This window comes from Kribbella orskensis (genome assembly GCF_004342085.1).
GTDB classification, from domain to species: domain Bacteria; phylum Actinomycetota; class Actinomycetes; order Propionibacteriales; family Kribbellaceae; genus Kribbella; species Kribbella orskensis.
The window spans coordinates 583,585-599,654 of sequence record NZ_SLWM01000003.1 but is presented as its reverse complement, the minus strand read 5'-3'; the positions used below and the strand labels follow the sequence as shown (position 1 = coordinate 599,654).

15 protein-coding genes are annotated in these 16,070 nt (G+C 69.6%); 6 read left to right on the top strand and 9 right to left on the bottom strand.

Annotated elements, in window-relative coordinates; translation table 11 throughout:
- Positions 1-134: 134 nt before the first annotated feature.
- The 4 genes from EV644_RS11795 to EV644_RS45270 all read left to right on the top strand — a co-directional run bounded on the left by EV644_RS11795 (position 135) and on the right by EV644_RS45270 (position 1,706).
- Positions 135-677, top strand: coding sequence for a DinB family protein (locus EV644_RS11795; RefSeq protein ID WP_132191637.1), 543 nt, complete (start codon positions 135-137; stop codon positions 675-677).
- On the top strand, positions 674-1,186 hold the full coding sequence (locus EV644_RS11790) for a DinB family protein (protein WP_132191638.1): 513 nt from the start codon (positions 674-676) through the stop codon (positions 1,184-1,186). The genes EV644_RS11795 and EV644_RS11790 overlap by 4 nt, the downstream gene beginning before the upstream one ends.
- Positions 1,187-1,369: 183 nt before the next feature.
- Entirely contained in the window at positions 1,370-1,507 is a 138-nt protein-coding gene (locus EV644_RS45275; protein WP_199239754.1) for a PIN domain-containing protein, read from the top strand.
- A 34-nt stretch (positions 1,508-1,541) separates the two neighbouring features.
- Positions 1,542-1,706, top strand: coding sequence for a hypothetical protein (locus EV644_RS45270; RefSeq protein ID WP_199239753.1), 165 nt, complete (start codon positions 1,542-1,544; stop codon positions 1,704-1,706).
- A gap of 96 nt (positions 1,707-1,802) precedes the next feature.
- Here the strand turns inward: EV644_RS45270 and EV644_RS11780 are convergent, their stop codons facing one another.
- Positions 1,803-3,149, bottom strand: coding sequence for a serine hydrolase domain-containing protein (locus tag EV644_RS11780; RefSeq protein WP_132191639.1), 1,347 nt, complete (start codon positions 3,147-3,149; stop codon positions 1,803-1,805).
- A gap of 83 nt (positions 3,150-3,232) precedes the next feature.
- Between EV644_RS11780 and EV644_RS11775 the strand changes: the two genes are divergently transcribed.
- Positions 3,233-6,574, top strand: coding sequence for an ATP-binding protein (locus EV644_RS11775; protein ID WP_132191640.1), 3,342 nt, complete (start codon positions 3,233-3,235; stop codon positions 6,572-6,574).
- Here the strand turns inward: EV644_RS11775 and EV644_RS11770 are convergent.
- The 5 genes from EV644_RS11770 to EV644_RS11750 all read right to left on the bottom strand — a co-directional run bounded on the left by EV644_RS11770 (position 6,571) and on the right by EV644_RS11750 (position 11,431).
- On the bottom strand, positions 6,571-7,197 hold the full coding sequence (locus tag EV644_RS11770; protein ID WP_132191641.1) for a TetR/AcrR family transcriptional regulator: 627 nt from the start codon (positions 7,195-7,197) through the stop codon (positions 6,571-6,573). The genes EV644_RS11775 and EV644_RS11770 overlap by 4 nt on opposite strands.
- A gap of 219 nt (positions 7,198-7,416) precedes the next feature.
- Positions 7,417-8,235, bottom strand: coding sequence for an ABC transporter permease (locus EV644_RS11765; protein WP_132191642.1), 819 nt, complete (start codon positions 8,233-8,235; stop codon positions 7,417-7,419).
- On the bottom strand, positions 8,232-9,218 hold the full coding sequence (locus EV644_RS11760) for an ATP-binding cassette domain-containing protein (RefSeq protein WP_132191643.1): 987 nt from the start codon (positions 9,216-9,218) through the stop codon (positions 8,232-8,234). The genes EV644_RS11765 and EV644_RS11760 overlap by 4 nt, the downstream gene beginning before the upstream one ends.
- A gap of 102 nt (positions 9,219-9,320) precedes the next feature.
- Positions 9,321-10,658, bottom strand: coding sequence for an MFS transporter (locus tag EV644_RS11755; RefSeq protein ID WP_132191644.1), 1,338 nt, complete (start codon positions 10,656-10,658; stop codon positions 9,321-9,323).
- Positions 10,655-11,431, bottom strand: coding sequence for a GntR family transcriptional regulator (locus tag EV644_RS11750; RefSeq protein ID WP_241998848.1), 777 nt, complete (start codon positions 11,429-11,431; stop codon positions 10,655-10,657). Before EV644_RS11750 ends, EV644_RS11755 begins: the two co-directional genes overlap by 4 nt.
- Before the next feature lie 191 nt (positions 11,432-11,622).
- On the opposite strand from EV644_RS11750, the gene EV644_RS11745 reads away from it, so the two are divergent.
- Positions 11,623-12,519: an SDR family oxidoreductase gene (locus EV644_RS11745; RefSeq protein WP_132191645.1), complete on the top strand. Its 897-nt coding sequence runs from the start codon at positions 11,623-11,625 to the stop codon at positions 12,517-12,519.
- Between the two features lie 94 nt (positions 12,520-12,613).
- Here the strand turns inward: EV644_RS11745 and EV644_RS11740 are convergent, their stop codons facing one another.
- The 3 genes from EV644_RS11740 to EV644_RS11730 all read right to left on the bottom strand — a co-directional run bounded on the left by EV644_RS11740 (position 12,614) and on the right by EV644_RS11730 (position 16,069).
- Positions 12,614-13,447 (bottom strand): EamA family transporter, encoded by an 834-nt coding sequence (locus EV644_RS11740; protein ID WP_199239752.1) that lies wholly within the window; start codon positions 13,445-13,447, stop codon positions 12,614-12,616.
- 124 nt (positions 13,448-13,571) lie between these two features.
- Entirely contained in the window at positions 13,572-15,092 is a 1,521-nt protein-coding gene (locus EV644_RS11735; protein ID WP_132191646.1) for a dihydrolipoamide acetyltransferase family protein, read from the bottom strand.
- Positions 15,092-16,069 (bottom strand): alpha-ketoacid dehydrogenase subunit beta, encoded by a 978-nt coding sequence (locus EV644_RS11730; protein WP_132191647.1) that lies wholly within the window; start codon positions 16,067-16,069, stop codon positions 15,092-15,094. The genes EV644_RS11735 and EV644_RS11730 overlap by 1 nt, the downstream gene beginning before the upstream one ends.
- Position 16,070: the final 1 nt, after the last annotated feature.

The window sequence follows — 16,070 nt, the reverse complement described above, 5'->3', positions numbered from 1 at the left end:
GTTGCTCCGGTCGGGACACTAGGGTTCTGGTCGAGCGAGAGGAGGTGAGCGCGATGTCGAGTTCTTCCGTCGTGCCGCCTGCCCGCCGCGCCCGCGGCTGACCAGGTGGCGTCCGTACCACCTCTGGAGCTGTGATGACCGTAGTGAACCGTCCGCCGCTGACCTCTGACGAGCGGACCCAACTGACCGGCTGGCTGGACCTGCAGAGGTCCTTCGTCCGGATGAAGTGCGAAGGCCTCAGCGAGGCCGACGCGCACCGCAAGACGCTGTCCACCTCACCGCTGATGACGATGGCGGGCCTGGTGGCGCACCTGCGCTGGAACGAGTACTCCTGGTTCCACCTCAACATGCTCGGCACCCCCGACACCGGCCAGACCCCGTGGACCGAGGGCGGCCACCCCGACGCGGAGATGTTCGTCGACGACGTCCCCCTCGCCCAGCTCCTGGACGAGTACGACGAGGAGCGCGCCCGCTCGAACGCGATCATCGCCGGCCTCTCCCTCGACGCCGTCGAGCAGGGCCCATACGCCGCCAACGGCGAGGCCGCCTCACTCCGCTACGTTCTCTGCCACATGATCGAAGAAACCGCCCGCCACCTGGGCCACCTGGACATCATCCGGGAACTCCTGGACGGCCAAACCAGCTACGACCGCCTGCCCGCGCCGGAGGTCTCGTGACGAGCCGCCTGCCACTCACCGCCGACGAGCGGACCCAACTCACCGGTTGGCTGGACCTGCAGAGGTCCTTCGTCCGGATGAAGTGCGAAGGCCTCAGTGAGACCGACGCCCACCGCAAGGTGCTGCCGACCTCGCCGCTGATGACAGTGGCGGGGCTGGTCTCCCACCTGCGCTGGGTGGAGTACTCCTGGTTCACCCAGAATCTGCTCGGCACTCCGGATCACGGCGAAACCCCGTGGACCGAAGACGGCCACCCCGACGCCGAGATGTTCGTCGACGACGTCCCCCTCGCCCAACTCCTGGACGACTACGACGCCGAATGCGCCCGCTCGAACGAGATCATCGCCACCGTCTCCCTGGACGACGTCGAGAAAGCAGTCTTCCGCGACACAGGCGCAGCCTCGACCCGCTACATCCTCTGCCACATGATCGAAGAAACCGCCCGCCACCTAGGCCACCTCGACATCATCCGAGAACTCCTGGACGGCCAGACCAGCTACGACAGCTGATCCCTGCCGGCATCGGATGGCGCGTAAGGTAGTCGTCCGATGCCGGTGCCCCGGCTGGAACGGCCCCCGTGAGGGGGTCGTTTTTTCTGTCCACTGGGCCTTCCCGGGACAGTTCGAGGGCTCGAAGCTCCTTTGTCCACAGGGCTCCTGGAAGATCGCCCGTGAGTCGGTAGCGTTCGTCCGGTGCGCATCAACGTGTATGTAGACGGCTTCAACCTGTACTACGGCAGCCTCAAAGGCCAGCCGTACAAGTGGCTGAATCTCGAGACGATGTGCGAGCTCCTGCTCCCGAACTTCGAGGTCCAGCTCGGATCTCACTGAGCCGATTCGCATCGTCTGTCATGAACTCGGCCTGGTGGTCGGACTGCTGAATCCGCAGCCGAAGCCGAGCCAGCGACTCATGCAGTGCCGGCCGTCCTTTGCCAAGCCGATCCGCGCCGGCGTTCTGCGGGCGAGCCAGTTTCCGGCCGTGATCACCGACTCCTCGGGGGCCTCGATCAGGAAGCCGGTGGGGTGGTGAAAAAGCAGAAGCCCCACCGAAGTGGGGCTTCGCGCCCAGCCACCGAAGCAACTGGGGGAATGCATAGCCAAGGGTGAGGGCCCGGGCAACTTCAGATCAGAGCCATTCGCCGAAGGCCAAGGGGGCTCGGGTGCAGAGGTAGGTGGCCCAGTGGAGGGTGGTCGGGGTGTTGGTGGCGTCTCGGGTGATGCGGAGGAGTTCGCCGGTTTCGCGGCCGGAGATGGTGCGGTAGACGTCGTCGGAGATCTTCTCGAAGACGGCGGGCGGCTTCCAGTCGGGGGCGCCCTGGGCGGTGGCCTGGAGGGTGCCGTTCTCGACCGAGAAGACGAACGGGCTGCCTTCGGAGAACCAGGTGCCCAGGACGCCGGCCAGGTCGGCGGGGACCTCGGTGCCGGGGGTCCAGGCGGTCGGCGGTTCGGGGTCGTCCTCGAGGACCTTGATCAGCAGATCGGTGGCGATCGCGGCGGGGTCGGGGGCCGAGGTGGTGTTCATCAGCGTGATGCCGGCGGTGCCGGACGGGCGGTGCACGAAGCTGCCGGTGATGTGGCCGGGCATGCCGCCGGTGTGGCCGACGAAGACCCGTTCGCCGCGGCGGAACAGCATGAACCCGAGGCCGATGCCGAGTTGCCAGCGGTCCACGTCGGCCATGATCTGCGGCTGACACATCTCCTCGACGGTGTCCTTGGAGAGCACCTCCGCGACCGGGTCGGCGATGAACACCATCCACTTGGCGAGGTCGTTCGCGGTACTGGCCAGGCCGCCGCAGGCGTCCATCGCGCCGATGTCGATCAGCGGCTCGTCGACCGGTACGTCGGAGAACGGCGGCACGTAGTACCCCTTGGCGGCGGGGCCGCCGTCCATGCCGACCGTGGTCCGGGTCAGCTCCAGCGGCCGGAGGATCCGGGCCTGGATCGACTCGTACCACGACCGTCCGTCGAGCCGGGCGACGATCTCGCCGAGCATCGAGTAGACCAGGTTCGAGTAGTGGAACCGGTGGTGCGGCTTGCCGATCCGCTCGGCCCCGTTCCAGCCGCTGACGAGTTCGCCGCGGTCCGGGAACGTCATCTGGTCCCAGACGTCGCCGACGGGTTCGCGCTGCATGCCGCTGATGTGACTGAGCATCTGCCGGATGGTGATGCCCTCGTGTTTGCTCTCCGGGATGAACTGCTCGATCCTGTCGTCCAGGCTGAGCTTGCCCTCGTCGCGCAGCGCCATGATCGCGACCGCGGTGAAGGTCTTGCTGTGCGAGGCGATCAGGTACTGCGTATCGGCGGTCGGCGCCACCCCGGGGGCGGCCAGGTCGGCCGATCCCACCCCGTCGGACCAGGCCAGCGCGCCGGCCCGGGCGACGGCGCCGACGATGCCGGGCACCCGCCCCTTGGTCTGTCGTTCGGCGAGGATCCGGCGGAGCGCGGAACTGGTCTGAGCGGAGATCTCGGTCACCAGCCGACAGTAAGCCATGCCGAGGACCACCGCAGGTGACAAACGACAGGGGTTTGAACGGGGTCGTGTGGGAGGCTGGAGGGGTGCGCATAGCGGTGCTCGGTCCACTCGCGATGTGGGCGGCCGACGGTTCTCCGCTGGACGTCCGCGGAGTCCGGCTGCGTGGACTGCTGGCGCGACTGGCCCTCAGCGCGGGCCGGCCGGTCGGGCTCGAGACCCTGGTCGACGGTCTCTGGGGCACCGAGGCGCCGAGCGCGAACGCGCTGCAGTCGCTGGTTTCACGCCTGCGGGCCGGCCTCCCCGCCACCGAGTCGAGCATCTCCGTCCAGTCCGGCCCGGCCGGCTACACGCTGACCATCTCGCCGGAGTCCGTCGACGCCCTGCAGTTCGAGGACCTGGTACGCCGGGGCCGGCAAGTCCTCGTCACGGATCCGGCGCAGGCGCGGGCACTCCTGACCCAGGCCGAGCGGCTCTGGCGCGGCGACGCCCTGGCCGATCTGCGGGACCTCCCGTTCGCCGCGATCGAGGCGGATCGGCTGAGCGAGCTGCGCCTCGGCGCCGGCGAGGACCTCGCCGAGGCGGCCGTGGCGAGCGGCCACTCGCGTGACGTGATCGCCGAGCTGGAGCGGCTCAGCGTCGCCCATCCCCTCCGCGAACGCCTGCACGAACTCCTGATCAGAGCCCTGTACGCCGATGGCCGCCAAGCCGAGGCCCTTGCGGCGTACGAGCGGGTGCGGGCCACCCTGGCCGACGAGCTCGGCGCGGATCCTGGGACCAGACTGCGCGAGCTCCATGTGGCGGTACTGCGCGGTGACTCGATCGATCCGGCCGCCACGGCGTCCGTAGTACCGGCTGCTCCTGAGCCTGTACCGCGGAACAACCTGCGCGCGCCGATGACCAGTTTCGTGGGCCGGGCGGACGACGTGACCGAGCTGACCCGGCTGCTCGGCAACGGCACCCGGCTCGTCACCATGGTCGGCCCGGGTGGCGCCGGCAAGACGAGGCTCGCGACCGAGACCGGGCGGACGCTGGTGGACCAGACCGGCGACGGGATCTGGTTCATCGAGCTGGCCCCACTCGGTGACGCGGCCGATGTCGCCCCGACCCTGCTGACCGCCCTGGGCGCGAGCGAGTACGTCGAGAGCCTGCAGACCACCCTGGCCCCGAAGCTGCCGACCCGGCGAGCGGCGACCGAGCGGCTGGTCGAGGTGATCGCCGACCGGCGCATGCTGCTCGTGCTCGACAACTGCGAGCACCTGGTCCAGGAGGTCGCCGACCTCGTCGACTCGTTGCTGGCCGCCTGCCCGCGGCTCCGAGTGCTGACCACCAGCCGAGAGCCACTGAGCATCCCGGGCGAGCACCTGCACCAGGTCGGTCCCCTCGGGCTGCCGCCGGTGGACAGCGTCGACGACGCGTATCCCTCGGTGCAGCTGTTCGTGGACCGCGCCCGCGCCGTACGGCCGGACTTCGCGATCACCGACAACAACCGCCAGGCGATCGCCGAGATCTGCCGTCGGCTCGACGGCATGCCGCTGGCGATCGAGCTGGCCGCGGCCCGTCTGCGGGCCCTCACACCGCAGCAGATCGTCGAACGGCTGACAGACCGTTTCCGCTTGCTGACCAGCGGTTCCCGGACCGCGCTGCCGCGACACCAGACACTGCGAGCGGTCGTGGAGTGGAGCTGGGAGCTCCTCGATCCCGACGAGCAGGCTGTCGCCCGCCGGCTCTCGCTCTTCTCGGGCGGCGCGACCCTCGAAGCCGCTGAACGCATCTGCAGCGGCCCGGGACTTCCACCCGAGGCCGTGCTCGGCGTGCTGGCCTCCCTGGTGGACAAGTCACTCGTCGAGGCAGCGGCCGACGACCGGTCGGTCCGTTACCGCATGCTCGAGACCGTGAAGGCGTACAGCGCCGAACAGCTCGCCGCCTCCGGGGAGTACGACCAGGTCCGCGAGGCCCACACCGCGTACTTCGGCGGGCTGCTCCGGCAGGCACGGCCCAAGCTGCGGACCGGCGAGCAGTTGCAGTGGATCGCCAGGCTCGACGCGGACAACGAGAACCTGCTGGACGCGTTGCGGTCGTCGGTCGACCTCGGCGACGCCGCGACCGCGCTGAAACTCGTGTCGGTGCTCGGCGAGTACTGGAACATGCGTGGCCGGCCGGCGGAGGCGGTCAGCTGGTTCGAAGCGGCACTGGCCGTGCCCGGGCCGTCCGATCCGCTGCACCGTGCGACCACGCTGATGTTGTACTCGCTCGGTACCTTGTCCAACGGCGAGGACCCGTCGGCGTCGTTCGCCCAGGCGGTCCGCGGGCTCGCCTCGGTCCGGATGCTCAGCCGGCGGCACCGCCGGGTCGCCGAGTCCGGTGTCGGCCGGTTCACCAACGCCGTCTGGGCCGCGGTCCGCCGGGACCGGGCCGGCTCGTTTCGTGAGCTGGACGAGGCTCGCGAACATCCCGACCCGTGGACCCGGTACATGGCCGTGATGATGTCGGCGATGTTCCGCGAGAACGAGGGCGACGTCGAGCAGATGGCCGCAGACCTGGCCGTAGCGCTGGACGGGTTCCGCACCATCGGCGACCGCTGGGGGATCTCGCTGGCGCTGCGCGGCCTCGCCAGCTACCAGAGCAACAGCGGCGACCACGAAGGCGCGCTGGCGTCGCTGACCGAGGGGTTGCGGCTGATCGGCGAGCTCGGCACCACCGAGGGGGTGTCCCAGCTGCTGGCCCAGTGCGCTCTGAGCCGCGCCGAGCTCGGTGACCTCGACGGCGCGCGGGACGACCTGCACCGCTCGCTGCGACTGGCCGAGGAGACCGGAAGCCGTGGTGGGCAAGGGATCGCGATGATCGGGCTGAGTGCGGTTGCCCGGCGGAGCGGCCGGCTGGACGAGGCGATGGAGCTGGCCGAGAAGTCCTACGCGATGCTCGACCTGCAGGCCGAACGGGTTGCGCCGCACGGGCAGGCCATGGTGCTCTCCCAGCTCAGCCGGGTCAGCGTGGCCCGCGGCGACCAGGAGCGGGCGCGCGACTACAGCAGGCAGGCGGTCGAGCTCGCGCTCAGCACCGAGGACATGCCGCTTGCCTCGGGCATCGTCGAGGCGGTGGCCGACGTCGAGCCGCTGACCGGAGGCGACGAGGTCGCCGCGCGCATCCTCGGACTGGCCGCCGCGATGCGGGGCATGCGGACCGTGCCCGACTCCGACGTCCGGCGTACGGTCGAGCGGTTGCGGGCGAGCCTCGGCACCGAACGGTACGAGACCCTGTACGGCGAGGGCGCGGCGATGATCCGCGACGAGGCGACGGCCGAGCTCCGCAAACGCCTCGACCTGCCTGACCCGCGGGCCGCGGCGGGGATGACCCAGCCCGGTGGCTCGGTCCGACTCGGCTCCGGTCCGGGCGGGACGTTGCGGACGCCCCCGGGCAAGGCCTAGTTCACCATCAGCGAGACGGCCAGGTTGCGGAGTGCGGTCTGGACCTCCTTCTCCGGCGGCCGCGGGTCGGCCAGCATCCAGTCGTAGACGACGGTGTTGACCGCGCCGATGAAGCAGAGCCCGAGGAAGCGGAAGTCCTTCGGCGCGATCTCGTTCCGCGCGACCGCGGCCTCGCCGATCTTGGCCACGCTGGAGATGATCAGCTCGCGGAAGGCGATCCGCTGCTCCTCGACCGCGGGACTGGCGCCGACCACCTCGACGAACGAGATCCGGGCCCGGCGCAGGTCCGTCATGATGGTCCGCAGGTAGCCTTCGACGGCCGCGCCGATCCGCTCTCCGACGTGCGCGTCAGCAGTCTGTCTGAGCGCCTCGCCGGTACTGCGGACCGCGAGCTCGATCACCTGGGCATGCACCGCGAGCAGCACGGCTTCCTTGTTCTGGAACTCGTGGTAGAAGTGCCGGGTCGACACTTTCGCCTGTGCACACAGGCGTTCCACCGAGGTCGTGGGGTAGCCCTCGGTCCCGAAGAGCTCCAGCGCGGCGTCCAGCAGACGTTCCCGTCGCGCCGCCTTCCACTCGTCGACCGAGCGTCCGGAATAGCGGCGTACGGAGGGTTCGCTCATTGCACCTCTTGTCGATACCCCGTGCCTGAACTCTTGTCATCTTAGCCATGCCGACTCGCCATCACGGACGTGTTTTCCGTGAAAAGAGCGGTTTTCACTCAGTGCCAAGGGCAACAGCTGATCGGGGAGCTGGACGACGTCTGAAGGCTCCTCCGACCTGCTGAACGAACGACAGTGGGGGCCGAGGATGATTCCTCGGCCCCACTGTCGTTGCGTAGCTCAGGTGCGCTGCCGGTAGGCGCGGATCGCCAGCGGCGCGAACACCGCGACCAGTCCGACCATCCAGGGCAGCGTGATCAGCAGCGGCTTCTGCACGTCGCCGCCGAGCATCAGACCGCGCATCGTGTCGACCAGGTACTTCACCGGGTTCACGTTCACGAACGCCTGCAGGAAGCCGGGCAGGGTGTCGGTCTGGACGAACACGTTGCTGCCGAAGGTCAGCGGGAACATCACCAGGAAGGCGATGCCCTGCACGCCCTGGGCGGTCTTCAACTTCAGGCCGAGCCAGACCCAGATCCAGCACAGGGACAGCGCGAAGGCGAGCACGATCAGGCAGGCCAGCAGCCCGTTCCCGACGCCGTTGCCGAACCGGAAGCCGAGCGCGAAGCCCGTTCCCATCAGGATCACGATCGACAGCGTGTACCGGACCGCGTCCCCGAGCACGGCACCGACCAGCGGCGCGATCCGCGAGATCGGCAGACTCCGGAAGCGGTCGAACACTCCCTTCGCGAAGTCGTCGTTCAGCGCCACGCCGGTGCCCATCGTGGAGAAGACCACGGTCTGCACGAGCAGGCCCGGCAGTAGGTAGGGCAGGTAGTCGTGCCAGGTGCCGCCGTTGGCGACGGCGCCACCGAAGACGAACAGGAACAGCACCAGGAAGATGATCGGCTGGAACGTCACGTCCGCCAGCGCTTCCGGGTTCTGCCGGATCCGCACGATGTTGCGCCAGGCCAGGGTCAGGCTCTGCTGGGCCCAGGCGAACGGCCGGCTCCGGCGGGGCGCGTGCGCGGGTGCTGCTTCAAGCGTCGCGGTGCTCATCGGCCCGCTCCTTCCAGTACTGCGGTGCTCTCTTCTTCGGCGGCGTGTCCGGTCAGGGCGAGGAAGACCTCGTCCAGACTCGGCAGCCGCAGAGACAGTTCGGTGACGGCGATCCCGGCCTCGTCGAGCCGGCGGACCACCACCGGCATCGAGGACCCGTCGGTGACCGGCACGCTGACGAGCGCGTTGACCACGTCGACGGTCGGCCGCACGCCGACAGACTCGGAGACGATCGCGGCAACCCGCTCGAGGTGGCCCGGCTCGGCCGGACGGACGTCGAGCGACTGCTTGCCGGCCTGCGCCTTCAGCTCGGCCGGACGCCCGGAGGCGACGACCTTGCCCTTGTCGAAGACCATGATCGAGTCGGCCAGCGCATCGGCCTCCTCCAGGTACTGCGTGGTCAGCAGCACGGTGGTGCCGTCGAGGACCAGGTTGCGCACGGTGTCCCAGACCCCGTTGCGGGCATGGGGATCGAGCCCGGTGGTCGGCTCGTCGAGGTACAGGATGCTCGGGTTGCCGACCAGGCTGGCGGCGAGGTCGAGCCGCCGGCGCATGCCACCGGAGTACGTCTTGGCGATCCGGTCGCCGGCTTCGGACAGTTCGAACCGCTCGAGCAGTTCGTCCGCCCGGGCCTTGGCCTGCTCGCGGTTGTTGCCGAGCAGGCGGCCGATCATGACCAGGTTGCGGCGGCCGGACATGTCCTCGTCGACGGACGCGTACTGCCCCGTCAGACCGATGATCTCGCGGACCCGCGGCGCCTCGCGGACCACGTCGTACCCGCCGACGGTCGCGTGGCCGGCATCCGGGCGCAGCAGCGTGCCGAGAATGCGGACGGCGGTGGTCTTGCCGGCGCCGTTCGGTCCGAGCACGCCGAGCACGGTGCCGGTCGGCACGCTCAGGTCGACGCCGTCGAGTGCGGTGGTGCTGCCATATTTCTTGACCAGACCCTCGGCCCGGATGGCGAGGTGGTTCGTTGTGGACATCGGTTCCTCCCAGCTGACTGTTACTGGGACTACCGTGCGCCTCACCGCTGACACCGGCCTGGCACTGGACTGAGAGCCCGTGCCAGGCGCTGTCAGCCTGTCTCAGCTCACCTTTGCGAACTCTGCGGTGTCGGCCTTGAGCGGCACGATCTGGTTGGCGCGGAGGGCTTCGTAGATCTCCGGGTTGTAGCGGGCCAGCGTCGCCCGGGCCCGGCGGCGGTACCGCAGGATCTGGACGGTGCCGATCGCCCACAGCACGTACTGGAAGGTCAGCGCCCACTTGAAGTCGGTGAGGGTCTGCGCCGCGCCACCGGAGGAGACGTCCAGCAGCACGCCGACCATGCCGATACAGATCAGCATGGCGATGAAGCCACCGGTGTTGACCATCCCGTTCGCCGCCCCGAACCGGGTCGTCGGGTTGAAGGTCCGCGCGTAGTCCAGGCCGAGCATCGACCCGGGGCCACCGGCGGCCTGGACGACGATCAGCAGGAGCAGGACCGGCATCGGAGCCCGGCCCGGCCAGAGCAGCACGACGGTCCACATGAACGCGGATCCGCCGATCACGGCCAGCACGATCCACGAGCGGTAGAACGGGAAGCGCGCCGCGTACCGGCCGACCAGCGGGCCGTAGAAGAGCCCGGCGAGCACCGGCAGGATCAGCATCGCCGCCGCGGTCGTCACGCCCTGCCCCTTTACGAGGAACGGGTAGCCCCAGAGGAGACCGAACGTGCCGCCAGCGAAGCTGGTGGTGAAGTGCGTCCACAACCCGAGCCGGGTGCCCGGCTCCTTCCACGCCCGCCGCAGGTTCCGCCGTACGTGGGTGAGCGAGTGCTTCGCGCGGTGCAGCGGTTCGTCGTACGGGCTGTCCTTGAGCAGGAAGATCACGGCGAGGCCGGTCAGCAGGCTGAGCACGCTCGCGCCGGCGAAGGTGCCCGTCCAACCGAACGCGTGGAACGCCGCCGCCATCGGCACGGTCGACACGATCGCGCCGACACCGCCGAGCATGGCGGTGGCCTGTGACATCACGGGCTGCCGGAGGGCCGGGAACCAGGACATCACCACCCGCAGGACGCTGATAAAGACGAGGGCATCGCCGACGCCGAGGACCGCCCGGGCCGCGAGGGCTGCCGGGTAGGAGTCGACCAGGCTGAAGGCGGACTGCGCGGCGAAGAGCAGCACCGAAGCCACGATCAACAGCCGCTTCGAGCCGTACCGGTCCAGCAGGATGCCGACGGGCACCTGCATCGCGGCGTACACGGTCAACTGCACGACGGTGAAGCTCGCCAGCGCCGAGGCGGAGATGTCGAACCGCTCGGCCGCTTGCAGACCGGCGACGCTCATGGAGCCGCGGTGCAGCACGGTGACCAGGTAGGTGAAGACAGCAGTCGCCCACACCGCCCAGGCTCGACGACCGCCCAGGGGGAAGAGGAGTTCGGTCACTGCATGCCCCGCAGATCCGTCGCGGCGACATGGATGTGGTCGATGACGAGGTCGCGGAACCGCTTGGCGCTGTTCCCACCGAGCGCGTCGATCATCTCCTGGTGCGCGCCGATCGAGCGCTCCATCCGGGCCGGCTGTACTTCGATGCCGGGGACGCCCATCCGGACCTGCCGGTCGCGCAGACTGTTGTAGAGCTTGGCGAGGATCTCGTTGCCGGCGGCACCCACGATCGCCTCGTGGAAGGCCCGGTCGGCCTCCAGGAAGCTCTTGGCGTCGCCCGCCCGGCGGTGCTTGCGCATCTCCTGCACGAGCGGCTCGAGGGTGGCGGCCAGTTGCTTGCGGCGCGGCCACACCTTCGCGGCGGCGTGCGTCTCGATCAGCTCGCGCGCCTCCAGGACGTCGTTGACCTCCTGCGCCAGCACCGGCTGCACCAGCGCGCCCTTCTTCGGGTAGAGCTTGACCAGCCCGGACTCTTCCAGCCGCAGCAGCGCCTCGCGGACCGGAGTACGGGAGACACCTACCGCTGTGGCGAGCTCACCTTCGGTGAGTAGTTCGCCGCCCGGGTAGACCCGGTCAAGGATCGCCGCCTTCACATAGGCGTAGACGCGCTCCGCCGCCGGGATCTTCTCGACCCCCGGCTCGGCCGCCGCGACGATCCGAGCGATCTCGGTCGTCTCATCCCCCAGCTCGAACCCCGTCGGCCCCACGTTCTCCGGCGCTGTTCCCGCCGTCCCCACACTCGCCGATTCACCATCGGCCACCCCGCTACCCACCGCGCTCCTCACCTGTACCGTACGTATCCTTGTTGTATCTATCCTAGCCACAACAGTTCGAGCGCTCGTTTGTTCCCGGCTCAAAGAAGTTATCCACAGGCCGGTCCACAGATGTGGGCCGCTGTGGACAGCTGAGTGCGTTGACGGGCTGGTGGGGCGGGATCATTCTGAAGCTGCCGGGGGTGGGCAGCATGGCGATTCTGGTGGTGGGTGGGACCGGGCAGCTGGGCGGACGCGTGGTCGCGCTGCTGCAGGGGCGGGGCGAGGTCGTGCGGTGTCTGGTCCGCGCCGAGACCGATGACAGCGGGTTGCGGGCAGCCGGCGTGGAGATCGTGCGCGGAGACCTCACCGATCCGATCAGTCTGCCGGGTGCCTGCGCGGGTGTGACTGTGGTGGTCGCGACCGCGACGGTGATCGCCCGCAGGCTCGCCGGAGCGCGTCATCCGACCATGCGTGAGGTCGACGAGGACGGGATGACGGCACTGGTCGACGCCGCCGAGCGGGCCGGGGTCGAGCGGTTCGTCTACGTCTCCTACGCCGGCGCCGGCAAGGGACAAGGGTCTCCGTTGGAGCACGCGAAAGTCGCGGTCGAGCGACGGCTGGCCACCTCGACCATGCGGACGGTGATCGTCCGGCCGGATGCCTTCCAGGAGGTGCACCTCGGTCCCCTGGGGCGCTTCGACCTGGCTGCGCGGAAGGTGTCGATCATCGGCAAGGGCACGAACCCGGTGAGGTGGGTGAGTACGGACGACGTGGCCGCCCTGCTCGCGGCCGTCGCGGTCGAGGCGGACCCGCCGGCGCTGATCGAGGTCGGCGGTCCGGAGGCCCTCAGCCGCAACGAGGCGGCTGACGTCGCCGAGCGGGCCCTCGGCCGGACGATCAAGCGACAGCATCTGGCTCGCTGGTTGGCGCGGGTCGGGCTGGTGGTTTTCAGGCGGTCCAACGACGCGGTGTCCGTGGTGTTCGGCGCCGGGCTCGCGCAGGATCTGATCCGGGTCACTTGGGACGACTCGCCGCTGCGAGAGCGTGGCATCGCCCCGCGCTCCGCCAGCGACTTCATCAAGGCCCAGGCCGCCGCCTTGCGGTGACAGATCAAGCCGCCGCCACTGTGCGTTGGCAGCCGCGTGCGTCGGTCGCCGAGGGTGACGGTGGGATCTCCGCCCGGGGTCTCCTCTCTCCCATTCACTGGGTGCTGATCAGCACGATGCCGGCGACCACCACGGCCGCGGCGATGGCGCGTTTCGGGCCGAACCGCTCGCCGAAGAACAGCGCGCCGATGATCGCCCCGAAGATGATGCTCGTCTCCCGCAGGGCCGCGATCGACGCGAGGGTCCCGCGCTGCTGCGCCCACAGGACCAGCCCGTACGCGACCATCGAGACCAGCCCGCCGCCGAGTCCGGCGTAGACGTGGCGTCGTTCCTGGGTCAGGAAGCCGGGCCCGCGCCAGCAGAACACCGCGAGCGGCACGATCAGCCCCTGCAGCATGAAGACCCAGCCCATGTACGTCGCCAGGGGGAGCTTGTGGACGGCGACCCCGTCGACCACCGTGTACGCCGCGATGGTGAGCCCGGTCCCGAAGGCGGCCAGCAGTGCGGGTGACTGCCGCCGCGAGGGTCGTCCGCCGATGAACACGAGCGCGATCAGCCCGGCCGAGATCAGCAGCACTCCGGCGAGCTCCAGCGGTACGGGCGCCTGGTGCAGCACGACGATGGCGATGACGGCGACCACCCAGGGCGACGTACCGCGGGCCAGCGGGTAGACCTGGCTGAACTGCCCGAGCTGGTACGACGCGAGCAGGCCGCCGTAGTACGCCAGGTGGATCAGCACCGAGGCGATGATGTACGGCCAGGTGTTCGCTGGCGGCAGCCCGGTCACGGCTACGGCGACGAGCCCGCACAACCCCGACGACAGCCCGAGCAGCGCGAACCCAGCCAGCCGGTCGGGTACTCCGTGTGCCATCGCGTTCCACACGGCGTGCAGAACAGCCGCCCCGAGCACCGCTATCAAGACCGCCACCTCACCACCCTCTCCCGGCGGAGTCCCTCGCCACCACTGAGTTAGCCGGCGCCGGACGTGACGAGACCCCGGGTGGATGGATCCACCCGGGGTCTCGGAGTACAGCTCAGAACATCAGTCCAGCTCAGAACATCAGTGCGCGGGCCGGGTCCTCGAGGATCGCGGCGACGTCGGCGAGGAAGGTGGAGCCCTTCTCGCCGTCGATCAGGCGGTGGTCGAAGGACAGCGCGAGCGTGGTGATCCAGCGCGGGACGATCTCGTCGTCCACCACCCACGGCTGCTTGCGGACCGCCCCGAAGGCCAGGATCGCGGCCTCGCCCGGGTTGATGATCGGCGTCCCGGCGTCGACCCCGAACACGCCCACGTTGGTGATCGTGAACGACCCACCCGCCTGGTCGGCCGGCTGGGTCTTGCCCTCCCGCGCCACCGCGACCAGGTCGTTCAGCGCGGCGCACAGCTCGGGCAGCGTCATCGCGTCCGCGCCCTTGATGTTCGGCACGATCAGCCCGCGCGGGGTGGCCGCGGCGATGCCGAGGTTCACCGAGTGCTTGAGCACGATCTCCTGGGCCGCCTCGTCCCACGCCGCGTTGATGATCGGCGTACGGCGAGCCGCCAGCGTGACCGCCTTCGCCACGATCAGCAGGGGCGAGACGCGCAGATCGCGGAACGCCTTGTCGCTCTTCAGCCGCTCGACGAGTTCCATCGTGGCGCTGACGTCGACGGTGATCCACTCGGTGACGTGCGGCGCGGTGAACGCACTGTTCACCATCGCCTGGGCCATCACCTTCTGCACACCCTTGACCGGGATCCGGGTCTCCAGCTGCCCCGCCACCGGAGCAGCCACCGGCGCTGCAACAGCTGCGGGAGCCGCGGCCGGCGCCGAGCCGGCCGCACCCGCCGCGTGCCCTTCGACGTCGGCCCGGGTGATGATCCCGCCCGGCCCGGTCGCGGTCACCGACGCCAGGTCGATGCCCAGATCCTTGGCCAGCTTCCGCACCGGCGGCTTCGCCAGCACGTGCACGGACCCACCAGCCTCGTTGCCTTCAGCAACCAGAGCCTCGCGGGCGAACTGCGCCGCGCCCGCGGCCGCCGGAGCGTGCGCCGGCGCAGCGCCGGTTGCTCCAGGAGCGTTGGCGGGCGCGCCTTCCGCCGGCTGTGCAGGCGGACTCTGTGCGGGAGCAGCCTCCGCGGGAGCCGGTGTGCCCGCGCCCTTGCGGGGGCGGCGTTTGGCTTCGGTGGTCTTGGGGCCGTAGCCGACCAGGACCGCCGTACGGCCGCCAGGGGCGGCGCCGCCGATCTTGCCGGCCTCGATCTCCTCGCCGTCGGAGTCGGGGATCACCGGGATCATGTCCTCGTTGACCGTGCCCTCGCCGACCGGCGGGGCCAGGTCGCCCGGGGCGGCCTCACCCGTCTGCACGGAGATGATCGGCGTACCGACCGGGACCGTCTCGCCCTCGGGTACCAGAAGCTCGGTGACCACGCCGGCGAACGGCACCGGCAGCTCGACCAGCGACTTGGCGGTCTCGATCTCGACGATCGTGTCGTTCAGCTTGACCGTGTCACCGGCCTTGACCTTCCAGCTGACGATCTCTGCCTCGACCAGGCCCTCTCCCACGTCGGGGAGGCGGAACTGCTGAATGCCCATCAGTACTCCATCACGCGGTCGACACCTTCGAGCACCCGGTCCAGGTCGGGCAGGTACTCCTCCTCCATCCGCGAGGGCGGGTAGGGGGTGTCGAACCCGGCGACCCGCAGTACGGGCGCTTCCAGGTGGTAGAAGCACTCCTCGGTGACCCGGGCGGCGAGCTCGGAGCCCGTGCCGAGGGACAGCGGCGCCTCGTGCACGACGACCGCGCGGCGGGTCTTCTTCACCGACTCGAAGATCGTCGCCAGGTCGAGCGGCGCGATCGTGCGCAGGTCGACGACCTCCAGGTTCCGGCCGTCCTCGAGCGCGGCCTCGGCCGCCTGCAGACAGGTCTTCACCATCGGGCCGTAGCAGAACAGCGTGGCGTCGGTGCCCTCGCGGACCACCTTCGCCTTGTACAGCGGGTACGTCGCGCCCGCGCTCTCGTCCAGCTCCGCCTTCTCGTGGTACCGGCGCTTCGGCTCGAAGAACACCACCGGGTCGTCGGAGGCGATCGCCTGCTGGATCATCCAGTACGCGTCGACAGGGTCGCCACAGGCGACCACCTTGAGGCCGGCCACGTGCGCGAACAGCGTCTCCGGGGACTCCGAGTGGTGCTCGACCGCGCCGATGCCGCCGCCGAACGGGATCCGGATCACGATTGGCATCTTCAGCTTGCCCATCGACCGGTAGTGCATCTTGGCGACCTGGTTGATGATCTGGTCGTACGCCGGGAAGACGAACCCGTCGAACTGGATCTCGCAGACCGGGCGGTAGCCGCGCAGCGCGAGGCCGACGGCGGTGCCGATGATGCCGGACTCGGCCAGCGGGGTGTCGATCACCCGGTCCTCGCCGAAGTCCTTCTGCAGACCCTCGGTGACCCGGAAGACGCCGCCGAGCTTGCCGATGTCCTCACCCATGATCAGGACCTTGGGGTCGTTCTCCATCGCCGCGCGCAGGCCCATGTTGATGCCCTTGCCGAGGCTGATCTTCGCCATC